Raw genomic sequence first — 16,348 nt, 5'->3', positions numbered from 1 at the left:
GTCGAGATTGAGCTTATTTGGTTTTAATTGTCATAACAGTTTGACTCCCATGAACCACGACTTGATCGATCATTTTTTCAAGACTTTCGACCACATCCCCATTGGTAATCACGATAGGTGTAATCGTGCTTTTGGCCTTTTCTTTGATCAAGTCTAAGTCGAAGCTTAGGAGTAAATCGCCAGCCTTGACTTGATCCCCAACTTCAACATGCCCTTCAAACCCTTCGCCCTTTAGGTGAACCGTCTCAAGTCCCACGTGGATGAGAATCTCCACGCCAACATCAGACAGGAGGCCGATGGCATGTTTAGTAGGAAAAAATTGAACAATCTCTCCATCGACCGGCGAAACTACCTTTCCTTCCGTCGGTACAATAGCTAATCCGTCCCCCATCATCAACTGCGAAAAAACCGGGTCTGGTACCTCTTCGAGGTTCATAACCTTTCCTGAAAGCGGTGCGACTAGCACCTCTACTCTCTTTTTTTCTTTCAGCCCGAATAGTTTTTTAAACATCCTATTTCCCCCTAGCTAGTATGAGCATCTTAAATCTTAGAATTTCCTTTGGCCAATAAAAAAAGACCAAATCGAACTAAAGAGACGAAAACATCCGTTTTCTTCCCTTCACTCAATTGGTCTTGCCTGGCAATCCAGTCACAATCCACATTATTGATTTGATATTAGATTAATGGAGTTTCTTCTGACTGTCAATCTCTCTTTTTTTCAGCAAAACCCTTGACCATTGAAATTGATAAATGTTATCATATGGTCAACGAGATTGATTCTCATTAATACATAGAAAAGGATGGGGGAAAAATGAAAAAATTCAAGTGGGTGTCCACTCTACTAACAGCAGCTCTTGCTACCTCGCTTCTTAGCGCATGCGGGGCCGGTCAAACTCAAACACAACCAGCACAACCTTCTCAGGAAGCTCCTAAGGCAGATGCAGCTCCTGCAGGACCTCAGGAAGTCAATGTCTATACGGCTCGTCATTATGAAGTCGATGATAAATTATTCGAAGAATTTAAAGCTCAAACTGGTATTACGGTAAATGTGGTAAAAGGCAAGGCAGATGAGCTGACAGAACGTTTGAAGCGCGAAGGCAACAGTTCTCCTGCTGACCTCTTCATCACGGTTGATGGAGGAGCTTTGAACAATGCGGAAGAGATGTTCCAGCCGATGGAATCTGAGACATTAAACAGCCAGGTTCCTGCCCAATTTAAAGACCCGGAAAATCTTTGGGTAGGTATCTCCACCCGCGCCCGGGTGATTGTGTATGCTAAAGACCGTGTGAAACCAGAACAATTGTCCACGTATGAGGATTTAGCTACGGAAGCGTGGAAAGGGAAAGTCCTCGTTCGCTCTTCTAGCAGCACGTATAACCAATCTTTATTGGCTTCCTTCATTGAATTGAATGGCGAAGAGCAAACGACTGAATGGGCCAAAGGAATCGTTGGAAACATGGCCCGTGACCCTGAAGGCGGAGACCGTGATCAGATGAAAGCCATCGTTGCAGGCCAAGGGGATGTTGGAATTTCGAACACCTACTATGTAGGATTGATGCATGTTTCGAAAGATCCAGAAGAAGTAAAAGTAGCAGAGCAGATTGGCGTGTTTTTCCCGAACCAAGAAACGACTGGAACGCATGTGAATATTAGCGGAGCAGGTCTTCTTAAGTCTAGTAAGAACAAAGAAAATGCCATTAAGCTTGTTGAATTCTTAACGTCCAAAGAAGCTCAAACGATCGCAGCCAATGAGAACTTCGAATTCCCTGTGAATGCAGAAGCTGAACTGCCTGACCTTCTAAAGGGCTGGGGAAGCTTCAAGGCTCAAGAGCTAGACTACTCCGCTTTGGCTACAAACAATAAAAAAGCAACAGAAATCATGAACCAAGTGGGTTGGAAATAATCTTCTTAACGGGCAGCACGAAACGGCTGCCCGTTTTTGACATTGACAAATTTCGGATACAAGTGCTAGTATACAAAGAGCGATAATCATTATCAGTATCTAATTGAAATGAGTGACGTGCTGTGACGAACCTCAGATACATCCGAGATCTGCGAAGACAACTTCATAGCTGGTGGATACCAAGTATCGTGGCTGCGTTGGTGATTTTGCTACCGATTCTTTCGATCCTCTTATCTATTATTCAGCCGGCAACTGAGAACTGGGGACATATTCGAGAATATGTATTAGTCGATGCGGTGATCCAATCCACCCAATTGGTACTCATGACCGTGCTTCTTACCGCCTGTATCGGGGTAAGCTTAGCTTGGCTCGTCACCGCCTATGATTTTCCCATGAAGCGCTTTTTCAGCTGGGCGTTGTTGCTGCCGCTCGCTGTTCCCCCATATATTGCCGCTTATACTTATAGTAATATGTTTAGTTATACCGGGATTGTGCAAAAAACGATGCGAGACTATTTCAGCTATTCCCCGGACCCAAGCTGGTTTGGCGTTATGTCCATGAGAGGTGCGGTGATGATCTTCACCCTTTTCCTCTTCCCGTATGTATTTCTTTTGACTAAAGCTTTTTTCTCGAAGCAGAGCGGATCTTATATTGAAAATGCTAGACTGCTAGGTCGGGGACCCTTCAGTATCTTCTTTACCGTAGCGCTTCCCCTGTGTCGCCCTGCTCTTGTAGGCAGCCTGATGCTAGTCACCTTTGAGGTGTTGAGTGATTTTGGCGTGGTCAGTTATTTTGGTGTCCAGACCATCTCTACCGCGATATTTAAGACATGGTTTGGGATGTACGATGTGGATTCTGCCATACGTCTGGCCGCTTGGTTGATGGTCGGCATATTAGGGCTATTTGCTCTCGAACACTTCTTGCGGAGTAACCGGAAATTTAGTGCATCGACCAGCAAATCCCGTTCGTTTTTACCGAAGCGTCTCACCGGTGTACAGGCAGGGCTGGCTTGGATCGCTTGTTCACTAGTGTTTGCCTTTTCGTTCCTTATTCCCTTCGTACAACTGATCGTCTGGGCAACATGGTCTTTTGAGAGCGTCTGGACGTCTGCTTTTTACCAACTAATGGCCAACACGTTCAAGGTCGCAGCGATCGCCACAGCCATCATCATGGTGGTGTCCGTCCTGGTAGCCAACAGCTGTCGCTTGCAGCCCAGTTTGTTCTCGAATTTGTTAGCGAAAGCTGTTACCGCTGGCTACTCCATTCCCGGTGCTGTTATTGCCGTTGGAGTTTTGCATGTGTTTATCGGATTGGACCATCAGCTTTCCCAATGGCGTGGGGAAGAGGCCTTGTGGTTAAGTCTCTCTATCGCGATGCTCATCTTTGGCTACGTGGTTCGGTTTATGGCAACAGGTTACAATGCAGTGGATTCGGGCTATGAAAGAATAGGCACTTCGTACCTCCAAGCCTCTCGCTTGTTAGGCTTAGGAATCACGCGGACGTTTTGGAAGGTGGATCTTCCCCTCCTGCGTCGCGCCCTGTTGACGGGAGCCATTCTAACCTTTGTAGAAATCTTAAAAGAATTGCCTTTAGCCCTACTGTTACGTCCTTTTAATTTTGAAACGCTTGCTACCAAAACCTATCAATATGCAAGTGATGAACGGATTTTTGAGGCTTCTATCCCATCCCTATGCATTATTGCCGTTAGCATGCTTTCCGTTCTATTATTCCATCGTATCGGGGAGGAGAAATAAGGATGACTGTAGTTGAAGTTTGCTCGATTTCATTTCAATATCATCGAAAGCAAGAACCCGTCTTTCATGATTTATCCTTCTCCGTTAATAAAGGAGAAATCGTTGGCGTACTCGGCCCCAGCGGCAGTGGGAAGAGCACTTTGCTGCGCGTACTAGCGGGATTGGAACATCCTTCTGAGGGAAAAGTTATGCTCTCGGGCAAAACCGTTGTCGATGACCGGACTTGTGTTTCGCCCGAACAGCGAGGAGTCGGAATGGTGTTTCAGGATTACGCGCTGTTCCCACATTTGACGGTTGCCCAGAATGTCGCCTTTGGTCTGCACCGTCTCCCTCGTCGGGATCGCATGAGTCGCGCACAGGAAATGCTAGAATTAGTTCAACTCGGAGATTTTGCTTCCCGTTATCCCCATGAACTTAGTGGAGGTCAACAGCAGCGAGTGGCCATTGCCCGGGCGCTGGCTCCCCAGCCCTCGGTTTTGCTGATGGATGAGCCATTTAGTAACCTGGATGCCGACCTCAAGAGCTCGATACGCTGCGAGATTCAAGAGATCCTACGAAAAGCCGGCATGACCTGCATGTTTGTCACCCATGATCATCAAGATGTTGAAGCGATATGCGATAGAGCCATTAAAATGAGTTAAAAAAAAATGAAGCCCTCTGGACTCGAATACCAGAGGGCTTTCTTTTATTAGCTTTTCACTTGTAGGCAAACGATAGATTCTTAAGATATTCTCTCTTCTTTCTTCGCGTCCTGTTCTTCTTCCCAACACTCGGCATTCATGAGGCCTGCTATACAGCTTGCCTGGAATACCGGATCTGCCCCTTGCTTCCTTTGCTGAAGATAGTCCTCTAATGCTGCAAATGCAATTTTCCCAAGTAAAAGGATGGCAATCAGGTTGGTGAGCGCCATGAGCGCCATAAACAAGTCAGCCAAATCCCATACGATCGAGACTTTAGCGATAGATCCGAACAACGTCATGCCCACCACAGCCAAACGATAGACAAAGATCCACTTTTTATTGGAATGAATAAATTCAATATTGGTTTGTCCGTAATAATAATTTCCTACAACAGATGTGAATGCAAAAAGCAGTACAGCAATAGCGACAAAACTCATAGCCCAAGAACCGACTTGGGAGCTCAAAGCCACTTGCAGTAGTTGTATGCCCTCCAAGCCTTCAGTTTGATAAGAGTCCGATAATAAAACAATAAACGCTGTAGCACTGCAAATCAAAAGGGTATCCACAAATACGCCGAGCGCTTGAATCAGACCTTGCTTGACAGGATGGCTCACATCTGCAGTAGCGGCAGCGTTAGGCGCACTCCCCATTCCTGCTTCATTGGAGAAAAGACCTCTTTTAATCCCCATCAGCATAGCAGCACCCATACCGCCACCAAAAGCTTGTTCTAAACCAAAGGCGCTTTTAACTATGAGTGTGATTGCGGCAGGAAGCTCAGAGAAATTGACAATCATTACGTATCCAGCAATCAACAGGTATCCTCCGGCCATAATTGGCACTAGCCATTCCGATATGGCGACGATTCGTTTTACACCCCCGAAAATGATGTAAGCAGTCACAGCAGCAAGAAATATACCCGTTACTATCCGGTCGATGCCATAAGCATTTTCGACGGCTAGCGTTATGGTATTCGCTTGTACGGCATTAAAAACGAGTCCAAAGCTAGTCGTAATTAAAATAGCAAAAATAATGCCCATCCATCGTTTATTTAAGCCTTTTTCCATATAATAAGCAGGACCGCCGCGAAAGCCGCCTTGATCTTTAACTTTATAAACTTGAGCCAGAGTAGCTTCTACGAACGCAGAAGCCGAACCGATTAGAGCGATCAGCCACATCCAGAACACAGCTCCAGGTCCACCAATAGAGATAGCCAGTGAAACCCCCGCTAAATTGCCTGTTCCGACACGTGAGGCGGTACTCAGAGCAAAAGCTCCAAAAGCAGAAACCCCCTTTCCACCGTTTACTGATTCACCCACGCCCTCTCTTAGCAGCCTGATCATCTCACCAAGTTGTCTTATTTGTATAAATTTAGTCTTATAAGTGAAATATAAACCGACAATAATTAGCATCGCAATGAGAACATAGGACCATAAAAGATCATTCCCTACAGCAACAAAATTTTCCAACATCCAATCATTCCCTTCATTTCTATTCTATCTTTTAAAAAATACTGAGATCCCATTCCTGCACTATATGTTCCAATAGCCTAATTCCCGCGAGGCTATTGCCGTACTCGTCAATAGCCGGTCCATAGACTCCAATTCCGCAACCGTAATGAAAAGGAAATTTTCTTAATCCAGATGGAACAGCTGCCATAATACCGCCTGACACTCCGCTTTTAGCTGGTATTCCAACAAAAGCAGCAAATTTCCCAGAAGCATTGTACATTCCGCAAGTCAGCATGAGGGCTTTGGTTATCCTAGCCACTTGTTTAGGCAAGATTTGCTCGTTCTGTATCGGATGAAATCCATCTTGGGCAAGAATCAGTCCTATCAAAGCGATGTCTTCTGTGGTTACTTCTAACGAGCAGAGTTTAAAGTACACTTCTAACGTTTCCTCCACCTCTGCTTCCAAATAACCGGACTCTTTCAAATAGTGAGCTAAGGCTCTGTTTCGATGGGCTGTTTGCCATTCGGAATGATAGACTTCCTCCTTAATGGCAGGACGCTTTCCTGTCATTTTTTCGAATAAAGCGTACACCGAATCTGCTTTTTTTTTCGCTGATTCTCCTGGAAGAAGAGAAGCGGTAGTGATCGCGCCGGCATTGATCATGGGATTAAAGGGCTTGCCCGGCTTATGCATTTCCAGGCGGATAATGGAGTTGAAGGCATCCCCCGTTGGCTCCACATCCACCCGGTCCATCACGTAAGGGATACCGCGATGGGAACATGCAGCCATAAAGGTGATCACTTTCGAGATGCTTTGCATCGTGAAGGAAACGTTCCAATCCCCTGCTCTTAAGACTTTTCCATCAGGATCTATGATGCAGATGCCCAATTGAGAGGGATCAGCTTCTCCCAGTGCAGGAATATACGTGGCACACTGTCCATTAGCAGAAAACGAACGATAATGTGTCACCCATTCATCCAAGCCATTCTTTATCACACCTGTAATCATCAACATCGACCCCTACCTTTTCTTGATTAAAAACGCTTTCAAATCCTTTTATCATTCTAAGGCTGAACTACAGAATGAAACAAAAAACAACAGAAAAAATACATAAAATAATTTTTTGACTTTTCGTCGCTGTCATGGTTTAAATAAAAACATCGCTGTAAACAAAATTAGGAAGTGACATTTTTGAACAACTGTCCTATATTGAGAAAAGATATCTATATTCTTGTTCTTATGATGTTGGCGGTGCCATTAGCTGGCGAATTGAATTTTTATCCATTCAATGAAACCTTCCGGGTCAGCTTTGGAGCCCCCACCTTTTTCTTTTTTTTGCTGTTGTTTCGAAAAATCCCGTCCGTAATCCCTGGTTTTTTGACAGGGGCCTGGGTGGCAGGTTTTCGAATTTTATTAGATTATTTCACTCATGGGGATTTTGTTTGGGTATCCTCATTTCATGCGCACTACTCCAGTTTTTTTTACTATTTCACTTTTTCTGTTCTTGTTTATTGGACTAAACTCAGCCATTTTGACAGGCACCCTTTGGTCATTGGGGGAGCTGGCATTGTCATTGAAATCTTGTCTGACCTCTCAGAGTTATTGGCGCAATCCTTCCTGTTAGAACAGCTACTTCTCACGCTGGAAGACCTGCATCAAATCATCCTTATCGCGTTCTCCCATAGTTTTATCGTGATAAGCTTTTTCAGTATAATGAAGTTGTATGAAGCCCAATCAAGGGAGAGGCAAATTCGAAAGCAGAATGAACACATGCTCATGCTGGTATCCAATTTATTTGAGGAATCGATCCACTTGAAGAAGACACTACAAAATGCGGAAAGCATCACTAAAAAATCGTATGATTTATACAGAAGTCTCAACCGCTTAAAACAAGAGCACAGCGCAGTACCGCTTGAGGAATGCCGAAAAGAGGCATTGGAAATCGCCGGGGAAGTCCACGAAATTAAAAAAGATAACCAGCGGATATTTGCTGGACTTTCCAAACTCATATCGGACGAAAGCACAACGGATTATATGGACCTGCATCAACTCGTTGACATTATCGTGCGAACTAATGAGAAATATGCGCAGTTATTGGGTAAAGATATCCAATTTACCTATGGGATAAAAGGAACTCATCCTCCCTACCACGCTTTCATCATGCTGTCGATCATCAATAATATTGTCGCAAACGCGGTAGAAGCCATCCAACACACCGGAAATATTGAAGTCCGTATTCGTCGAAATGATGAGTCCGTTGAATTTCAAATTAGCGATGATGGTCCAGGCATTTTGCCGAAGCAAAAACATTTAATTTTTAAGCCGGGTTTCACATCCAAATATGATCTGTCCGGCACCCCCTCAACAGGTATCGGTCTATCCTATACGAAGGTAATGGTGGAACAACTGGAGGGTGACATTGCGGTTGAAGATGGGCAGGAAGGAAAAAGAACGACCTTCTCAATACGGCTGCCGATAATAAATTTAACGGAAAAGGGGTGACTCGATGGTTTTCTATATTACGGACGACGATGAAGCTGTCCGCTCGATGCTTGCTCAGATCATCGAAGATGAAGATCTTGGTGAAGTCGCTGGAGAAGCCGAAGATGGCTCATCTCTCGATGCGCAAACGCTGAATTTTAAAAATATCGATATTCTATTGATCGATTTGCTCATGCCGAATCAAGACGGAATTGAAACGATTCGTCAACTCAAACCTTTATTCAAGGGAAAGATCATCATGATTTCTCAAGTGGAATCTAAGGAGCTGGTTTGTGAGGCCTATTCTCTCGGCATTGAGTACTATATAACGAAACCGGTCAATAGGGTCGAAGTAGTGACCATCATTCGAAAAGTGATCGAACGCATTCAATTAGAAAAATCAATCCAGGACATTCATAAATCACTTCATTCCGTGCTTAAGCTCAATCACACGCAAGAGGTGGAACCGCAAAAGTCTTCAAACAAGCAGCCTATTAGGGCTTCAGGCCGGTTTCTTCTATCTGAATTGGGGATAGCTGGTGACAGCGGAAGTAAGGATCTACTGGACATGCTGGATTATTTGCATCAATATGAGCAGACTCAAACGTTAAATCAAGGTGTTCCTGCCCTAAAAGAGATCTTTTGGGATCTAGCTCAGAAAAGACTTGGACCATCAGCTGAAGAGACCGCATTAAAAAAAGAAATTAAAGCCTCAGAACAACGGGTCCGTCGTGCAATCAACCAATCGATGACGCATTTGGCGTCCCTCGGCCTTACTGATTTTTCAAATTGGAAATTTGAAAATTACGCCTCCAAGTTTTTCGATTTCTCCTGTGTAAGAAAAAGGATGACGGAATTAGAGACAAGTTCTCCATCGACAACCTCTCTTGCCCGAATTAATACCAAGAAATTTATCCAAGTTCTCTATCATGAAGCGAAACAAGTTCAATCGGAGTCATATTGACAACAAAAGAAAAGAGGTACTGGCTTAAAGTACCTCTTTGTTTTACATCAATCAGACCCACCCTCTCCATTTCACTGCTTCTGCCATCCGTCTTAAGCCAACCATGTAAGCGGACAACCTCATATCGATCCCTTTTTGTTCTGCTGTCCGGTAGACATTTGAAAAGGAAGAGATCAAGATCTTTTCCAGTTTTTCCTCCACCTCTTCCTCTGACCAATAGTAGCCCTGGTTGTTTTGTACCCATTCGAAATAAGATACAATTACGCCTCCGGCACTAGCCAGTACATCAGGGACAATCAAGACGCCTCTTTGAGTCAAGATTTCTGTAGCTTTTAGAGTCGTAGGACCATTGGCAGCCTCGACTAGAATCCTCGCTTTAATCGAGGAGGCATTTTCCTCTGTAATCTGATTTTCGATCGCCGCTGGCACTAAAATATCACACTCCTGTACCAACAGCTCACGATTCGTGATTCGATTGTTAAAGAGATTCGTGACCGTGCCAAAAGAATCCCGCTTATCCAGCAAATCGTAGATTTCCAGTCCGTCCGCATCATATAGGGCCCCATAGGCATCAGATATACCCACCACTTTCGCTCCCGCGTCATAGAGGAACTTAGCTAGAAAACTACCTGCATTCCCAAATCCCTGAATGATGACCCTTGCACCCTCAATAGAGATACCCGCCATATTGGCTGCCTCTCTCATGACAATCGTCACGCCTTTAGCAGTGGAAGATTCTCTCCCTGCTGACCCCCCCAAAACCAATGGCTTGCCCGTGATAAAGCCCGGCGAATCAAATTCACGGATGCGGCTGTACTCGTCCATCATCCATGCCATGACTTGGGAATTGGTAAACACATCAGGGGCTGGAATATCTTTGGTCGGTCCAACAAGCTGACTGATTGCCCGAACATAGCCGCGGCTCAAACGCTCCAATTCTCGAAAGGACATCGATCGCGGATCGCACTGGATTCCGCCTTTTCCCCCTCCATAGGGAAGCCCCGTAATGCCGCATTTAATGCTCATCCAGATGGAGAGCGCTTTGACCTCTTCTTCAGTTACCTCTGGGTGAAAACGAATGCCTCCTTTCGTAGGTCCTACCGCATCATTATGCTGGGCCCGATAGCCCGTGAAAACCTTGACCGAGCCATTGTCCATCCTAACGGGTATACGCACGGTCAATAATCGTAGAGGCTCCTTCAGCAATTCTTGCATTTCTTGTCCATACCCCAAATTTTTAAGCGCAACCCCAATCACCTGCTGTGTTCTTTGAAATACATTCAACTGCTCTTTGTCCAGCGTTTGCAAGCTCATGTTCGTTCCTCCTTTTAAAAGCGTTTCCAACCACCTCATTTATTGTATAGTCGGACTACAGAAAGAAACTGGAAACCTCAAAATTTCGTACTAAAAAAGACTGCCAAATGGCAGTCTATCCCGACTTCGTTCCTCTTGTTCCATATTCATGAATGTGCACGTTAGCCTTAATCTCTACAGGCACTTCGCTGAAGTGGTTGTCCCAATCCTTCTTTACTTTTTTCCACACCTGAGGATATTGAATGCTCAGCTTCTTTCCGAAACCGGCCACATCTACTTTAAAATCTTTCTGAGTTTTAGCTAAAGCCTTTTCAGCTAAACGTAGGATTTCCTTTTCTGTTACCTTTTCAGCTTTTTTAATAAACTCCTGCTCGAAGGCGTTTCCGGGTAGCAGCCAGTCCTCTCTTAACTTTCCTTCCGTTGAGATATCCACCGTAAAAGTGATTCGGCCTCCCTTGACCTGGGGTTTAATCCGGCTTTCCATTTTTCCTACTTCATATACGATAAGCTGACCCGTTTCAGGATCCACCCCTTCAATCAGCCCCGCTTTTCCTTTCCCGCTCAGCCAATTGAGTCCTTCGGTCTCTTCTGCTTCCAGCCACCCAGCCATCTTGGCGCTTTCCCCCTTGATAATGGCAGCGCCGGATATTTTCATGTCTTTTTTGGAAATGATTACTCGTTGAATGACAAAGCTTCTTTTTGCTGTTATCCTTTCCGAAAAATCCCCCAAATTGAGTTGAGGAGCCATGCGCAAAGTCTTATTGGTATGATGCATCAGATCATTTAATTTCAACGAAGGGTTCTGTTCAATGGATGGAGACCTCTCAAAAACTTCCTTGGCTTCCCCTTGAGCAATGACCATCTTGATTGTACGTCTGGACTCCGTATTGCGCATGAGAAAGTTGATGATTTCATTTAAATCGATTGTGCGTGCAATATCCTCGCTGATCACAATGACCTGCAAATGCTCATAGCTTGGCGCTCGTTCTGACTGTGTGGCCAGTTCTCGAATGCCTGCAAATATTGATGCACTTTCATTTATCACATTAACATAATTCCCCTGCGTTCCCCCTCCTTCTTTTTCAGACGAAGGATTCGTAACAGCGAATTGGTGGATCAATGAAATTCGATTGTGCTTGCCTTTATCCATCCCGAGTCCCAAGACTATTCCGGTATCTTCAATCTCCTTACGATCCCAGCAGCCCGCAGAAAGCAGCAGGAAAAGGAGAGATAGTGCGCTCAACGTCCTTTTATATTTAATCAATTCCCTTCCTCCTTATCTTCGCGATCATCCAGAAGTAAAGAGGCATTACTGCTCCCAGTAATAAGTAGGAGTATCCAAGATACTCGCCCAGTTTGAACACACTATTCAAATTTTCCGGATATAACGCAACCATGTAAATCAAAGGCAGTAACCCTAATGCGAATATATGGTGATCCTTCTTGAAGAATTGCCCCAGCCCCAGACAAGCCGTATAGTGAAACGGAACAAAGGAAGTATACATGGCCATAACCCAGAGAACAACGAATAAAGCCTCAAACCGTTCGAAAAATCCCCCCGGCAGCTCAATGGCTTTGGCCACGGACATCATTGGCCAGGTTAGCGTCTTCACCTCCTCTAATGTCAACGTGCCAATAGCCAATATTACGACTAACGTATAAAAAGGGATGACAATGGTGATGCCAGCCATGATGGATCTCGCTGCCTTTTGTGGCTCTTTCATGAAAAAGACCAAAGCAAGCATCAACTCGAAACCGCCATAAGAAAGCGCCGTGGCATTAATTCCTTTCCATACGGGAAGAAATCCCTCTCCGAGAACGGGACGAAGATTATCCAATTCGAAATTTCGGAAACTGAATATGATCAGGAAGAGTAGTAGAACGATGATCACTAGGAAAAACAGTTCACTTATTCGTCCAATCGGATTGATTCCCGCCTTTGTTAAGTACACCCCCACACACATAAAACTAATGATAATCACTTCAAGTGGGGTAGTATCCAGCAGGTACATGCGGATAACTTCACCCATGATTCGCGCTTGATAGCCAGCCGATACGATGAGGAATACGATGAGCAGCAGCCCATGAACCCTACCCAGAAACTTTCCCGCCACTTCTTGGCTGTACTGATAAAAACTTTGACCAGGAAAACGCTGACTCACTTTTCCTACAACCCAACCAAAAAATAAGGCCATCAGACCGCCAAGGATCACCGAGATCCATCCATCTGGAGTCCCCACTTCCTTCGCCACGGCCCGAGGAAGCGTAATGATGCCTGTTGCGATGATCACATTGGTGACGATTAAGGCCGATTGAATGGTCGTGATTTGATCTTTTGGATGCGAAATCACAGTAAAGACCTCCTTTGAGCCACTTTATTGGCGTCTCCGATTTTGGGTTTTGTTCATTTCGGGACGTTCTTTCATGAACATCAACGGCAATCTTATAATTAGATCTTTCCAATCCGCTACCCGGTAGGGAGTGAAAGGGGACAAATAATTTACCCCAAAGCTTTTAAGCTTCACAAGATGCACATTGATGACCACATAGAACAAAATGATGCCATACAAACCCAGGACTGCAGCTGCCAGCATCATGCCAAATCGAAGCATCCGAATGGCGATCCCCGCTCCATATTGCGGGAAAGCGAAAGAGGAAATCGCAGTCAAGGCGACCACAATGACCATAATCGGGCTAACGATCCCTGCTTGTACCGCGGCTTGACCGATGACCAGGCCGCCAACAATACCAATAGCCTGTCCGACTGGCTTCGGCAAGCGGACCCCTGCTTCTCGAAGCACTTCGATGGTCACTTCCATGATCAATGCTTCAATAATAGAAGGGAAAGGTACACCTTCCCTCCCTGAGGCTACGGAGAGAACCAATTTCGTTGGAATGAGTCCGTGGTGATAGGAGATGAGCGCGATATAAAGGGCCGGAAGAAATAAAGCCATAAATGCTGCGAAATAACGCATGATCCGAATTAGCGATCCTGGCATCCAGCGCTCATAATAGTCTTCCGGCGAGGTCATCAGCATGGGAAACGTAACGGGAACGATTAGAGCAAAAGGGGTTCCATCCAGCAACAGGGCCACGCGCCCTTCCATTAATGCGCTCACCACGCGGTCCGGCCGTTCTGTATTTTGCACCTGAGGAAAAGGCGAGAGGTAGTTGTCTTCAATTAGCTGTTCAACATACCCCGACTCTGGAACATCATCAATATCAATACGCTCGACTCTTCGTTTTACTTCGTCAACCAGTTCCTCGTTGGTAAGTCCCCTAATATAGATAACGGAGAGATCTTTTTTAGAGCGTCGGCCTACTTTATAGTTGACCATCGTAAAGTTGGGATCTTTAATTCTCCTGCGGAGTAAGGCTGTATTGCTGCGGAGAGTCTCCACGAAACCGTCACGAGGGCCTCGCACGAGTGCTTCCGTGACGGGCTCATCTACAGAGCGACTCTCCCAGCCTGTTGTCCCAAGGACTAAGCACGTGTCTACGCCATCTAGAAATAAGGCCGCATTTCCGGAAAGCACCTCTAAAATGCATTGATTTACATCAGTCACTTCCTGTACTTGCGTGGATGTAATAATATGGTCAAGAATGCTCCGTTTGGCGCGTTCGATCGTGCCTTCCAATAACGCTCGATTGTGAGTAAGAGGTTCGGTTACGTGGGTGTGAAGGGTATCCTTATCTATCAAACCATCTACGTATACAACCGCTACTTTCCATTCTGAGTATCCAATCTTAAACTCGCGAAAGATGACGTCAGGGCTATGTCCAATAGCCTCTTTTATCGTTTCCAGGTTCGGTTGAAGTCGTCTATTGAATTTCAGTTCCTGCTGGTCGGCCTTTTTCTTGTCTGATGTCGCCCTCCTGTTAGAGAAACGTTTATACAGCTGGTTTTTTCCACTAGGTAATACTTGAGAAATTTTTGATATGCTATAGGGAAGAAGAAAAGAAATCAAAGCCCCTATCCAGATCTTCAGTTCAGGAAGTAGTGCCACTAATCTTTGCCACACCATGTTGAGCCCCTTGGTTGCTTTTTGAAATATTTTCCCTCAAAATCCCAATAACTATGTTCAGTTTGGAAAATAAAAAGATGAACCCTGCTTAATACAGAGATCATCTTTCTCGACGCGTGATATCACAACAAAGCCTTTAACTTCTCCATATTTGGTTTATGAGGGGGTGATAATGGATTTGCCTCGATTTCATGGATCGTCATAGATTCTGTGGCTTCAACAGCCTTTAGGGTAGTAATTTGATTATCCGGTTCCGGAAGGTCTTCGCTGTGAGGTAATTTGGTTCTTAACACTTCAATGATTTTCTCCGTCAAACTTTCCAGGTGTGTTTGGTCCAAAACCAATGCGGGTTGGGGATTTTCCTTTTCTCGCAGGGAATCAAGAACATATCCGATCCCTCTCGACTTAATATACTTTTGAAGTTCTGCGTGTTGTTCCTCCGCCCCGCCTAGGTAACGTTGGGCCTTTTCCATAAAAGCTTCACGGCAGAATCGTCTTAACTCACGATTTCTCCGCAATTGTTTATAGAGTGCAAAAAAACGATCCGCCTTGCCCTTGTTTTCAAAATCTGAAAAATTTACATCGAAAACAATCGATTCGCTTTTCTTCACAGGAATCAGCTCCTAGCTTGTTACGGTCTCTTCTACTATTTCCTCATGAGGTTGGATCTCGTAGTCCTTGGAGAGCAATAGGCCGAACTTCAGGAAGCCCCTAGCATTCGCAATTTGATAATCCTGAATTACCCGTATGTCTTTGATGAAGTCTTTGAACCAGGGCTGCATCAGCTGGGCCCCGCCCCCAGTCAAAAGGACGATGTCAAATTTGCTCCTGTTTTTCCAACGCAATTGAAGCTGATTGATGAGATACTCAGCCGTTTCCCGGACAATTCGTTCCTTCGCCTCTTTGATGGGGACTGCCAGCCGTTTAGAGGCTTGGTATTCATCTTTGTCAAACTGCAGTTCGACACTACGCGCTGTAGCATAGGCATCAATGTTTTGGGAATTAATATAATCGGCAAGGCGCTGGTAAATTTCGTAAACTCCAACCGGGATGGTGTGCCGGTCCTCAGGCATTGCTTTTAACGATTCAATTCCATCGCAATCTGTTGTACCGGAGCCAATATCGATGATGCCAATGTAGGAGGTGGCCATTTCTTCGCTTTCCACATTACCATTCTTATCAATGTATAGATCGAGAACGGTTCCGAGAGGCTGAGGCAACACCTTGCATTCCCTGACATGGATTGTCTTTTGTCCATTGTTCATTTGTACCGTGTGCTTGCCCTTAAACACCTTAATCAATTCCTGTTCCCGTTTGGTTCCTTTTTCTCGCGAAGGGCATCCGGTAACAAGCAAAACGTCAAATACTCCTTTCTTAGCTGTGATCAGGCTAGCTAAGCCAAACTGGCTTAACAGCTTAAACTGTTTTTGTGTATATCGGTCCTCATTGGTATAAGTAGAAAGAAATCTTCCTTTAGCTTTATTGATGTCGTTCCCCCACACGTAGCGTTCTCCGGAAAATAAACTGGATTCAAACTCATTGTATTTGATATCCCCTACTCCCGTGGAATCTTCTCTTGTCACACTCTCTTTTGTTAAAAATCCGCTCGGCAGAACGATTCCCTTTGAGTCATTGCTGAAACCTTTAAAGTACCCATTCCCGTGATCGATTCCCATAATAATGAGTTTATTTTTAGCCACTTTGTACCCCTCCATCAGATAAGGAATAAAACAAAAATTAGAGCCCAACTCACAAAATAATATGATAGGAGGCGACAG

General features: G+C 44.9%; 14 protein-coding genes. 5 read left to right on the top strand and 9 right to left on the bottom strand.

Annotated elements, in window-relative coordinates; all coding sequences use genetic code 11:
* Positions 1 to 13: 13 nt before the first annotated feature.
* Positions 14 to 511, bottom strand: a complete 498-nt coding sequence (locus tag EIZ58_RS05105; RefSeq protein WP_134699405.1) for a PTS sugar transporter subunit IIA — start codon at positions 509 to 511, stop codon at positions 14 to 16.
* Positions 512 to 811: 300 nt separating this feature from the next.
* Between EIZ58_RS05105 and EIZ58_RS05100 the strand changes: the two genes are divergently transcribed.
* From EIZ58_RS05100 to EIZ58_RS05090, 3 genes are all read left to right on the top strand, one after another.
* Positions 812 to 1,903, top strand: coding sequence for a Fe(3+) ABC transporter substrate-binding protein (locus tag EIZ58_RS05100; protein WP_134699404.1), 1,092 nt, complete (start codon positions 812 to 814; stop codon positions 1,901 to 1,903).
* 122 nt (positions 1,904 to 2,025) lie between these two features.
* Positions 2,026 to 3,657, top strand: a complete 1,632-nt coding sequence (locus EIZ58_RS05095) for an ABC transporter permease (protein ID WP_134699403.1) — start codon at positions 2,026 to 2,028, stop codon at positions 3,655 to 3,657.
* Between the two features lie 2 nt (positions 3,658 to 3,659).
* On the top strand, positions 3,660 to 4,298 hold the full coding sequence (locus EIZ58_RS05090; RefSeq protein WP_134699402.1) for an ABC transporter ATP-binding protein: 639 nt from the start codon (positions 3,660 to 3,662) through the stop codon (positions 4,296 to 4,298).
* Positions 4,299 to 4,378: 80 nt separating this feature from the next.
* Here EIZ58_RS05090 and EIZ58_RS05085 read toward each other — a convergent pair whose 3' ends face one another.
* Both EIZ58_RS05085 and EIZ58_RS05080 read right to left on the bottom strand, forming a co-directional pair.
* Positions 4,379 to 5,806, bottom strand: coding sequence for an alanine/glycine:cation symporter family protein (locus tag EIZ58_RS05085; protein ID WP_134699401.1), 1,428 nt, complete (start codon positions 5,804 to 5,806; stop codon positions 4,379 to 4,381).
* A gap of 31 nt (positions 5,807 to 5,837) precedes the next feature.
* Positions 5,838 to 6,800, bottom strand: a complete 963-nt coding sequence (locus tag EIZ58_RS05080; RefSeq protein ID WP_134699400.1) for a glutaminase — start codon at positions 6,798 to 6,800, stop codon at positions 5,838 to 5,840.
* 168 nt (positions 6,801 to 6,968) lie between these two features.
* Here EIZ58_RS05080 and EIZ58_RS05075 point away from each other — a divergent pair, with 168 nt between their 5' ends.
* Together EIZ58_RS05075 and EIZ58_RS05070 are read left to right on the top strand one after the other, a co-directional pair.
* On the top strand, positions 6,969 to 8,288 hold the full coding sequence (locus EIZ58_RS05075) for an ATP-binding protein (RefSeq protein ID WP_370297609.1): 1,320 nt from the start codon (positions 6,969 to 6,971) through the stop codon (positions 8,286 to 8,288).
* Positions 8,289 to 8,292: 4 nt separating this feature from the next.
* Positions 8,293 to 9,231: a response regulator gene (locus tag EIZ58_RS05070; protein ID WP_134699399.1), complete on the top strand. Its 939-nt coding sequence runs from the start codon at positions 8,293 to 8,295 to the stop codon at positions 9,229 to 9,231.
* A gap of 51 nt (positions 9,232 to 9,282) precedes the next feature.
* Here the strand turns inward: EIZ58_RS05070 and EIZ58_RS05065 are convergent, their stop codons facing one another.
* The 6 genes from EIZ58_RS05065 to EIZ58_RS05040 form a co-directional block, all read right to left on the bottom strand.
* Positions 9,283 to 10,545 (bottom strand): Glu/Leu/Phe/Val family dehydrogenase, encoded by a 1,263-nt coding sequence (locus EIZ58_RS05065; RefSeq protein ID WP_134699398.1) that lies wholly within the window; start codon positions 10,543 to 10,545, stop codon positions 9,283 to 9,285.
* A gap of 115 nt (positions 10,546 to 10,660) precedes the next feature.
* Positions 10,661 to 11,809: a Ger(x)C family spore germination protein gene (locus EIZ58_RS05060; protein ID WP_134699397.1), complete on the bottom strand. Its 1,149-nt coding sequence runs from the start codon at positions 11,807 to 11,809 to the stop codon at positions 10,661 to 10,663.
* A complete protein-coding gene (locus tag EIZ58_RS05055; RefSeq protein ID WP_134699396.1) occupies positions 11,802 to 12,896 on the bottom strand; it encodes a GerAB/ArcD/ProY family transporter in 1,095 nt (364 codons plus the stop codon). The genes EIZ58_RS05060 and EIZ58_RS05055 overlap by 8 nt, the downstream gene beginning before the upstream one ends.
* A 24-nt stretch (positions 12,897 to 12,920) precedes the next feature.
* Entirely contained in the window at positions 12,921 to 14,570 is a 1,650-nt protein-coding gene (locus EIZ58_RS05050; protein WP_134699395.1) for a spore germination protein, read from the bottom strand.
* A 122-nt stretch (positions 14,571 to 14,692) separates the two neighbouring features.
* Complete coding sequence (locus EIZ58_RS05045) at positions 14,693 to 15,181, bottom strand: hypothetical protein (protein WP_134699394.1); 489 nt, start codon at positions 15,179 to 15,181, stop codon at positions 14,693 to 14,695.
* 12 nt (positions 15,182 to 15,193) lie between these two features.
* Positions 15,194 to 16,270 (bottom strand): ParM/StbA family protein, encoded by a 1,077-nt coding sequence (locus EIZ58_RS05040; protein WP_167577497.1) that lies wholly within the window; start codon positions 16,268 to 16,270, stop codon positions 15,194 to 15,196.
* Positions 16,271 to 16,348 lie beyond the last annotated feature (78 nt).

This window comes from Ammoniphilus sp. YIM 78166 (genome assembly GCF_004522215.1).
GTDB lineage: Bacteria > Bacillota > Bacilli > Aneurinibacillales > RAOX-1 > YIM-78166.
Note: the sequence above shows the minus strand (reverse complement) of the source record. Positions and strands in the feature narration are given on the sequence as shown.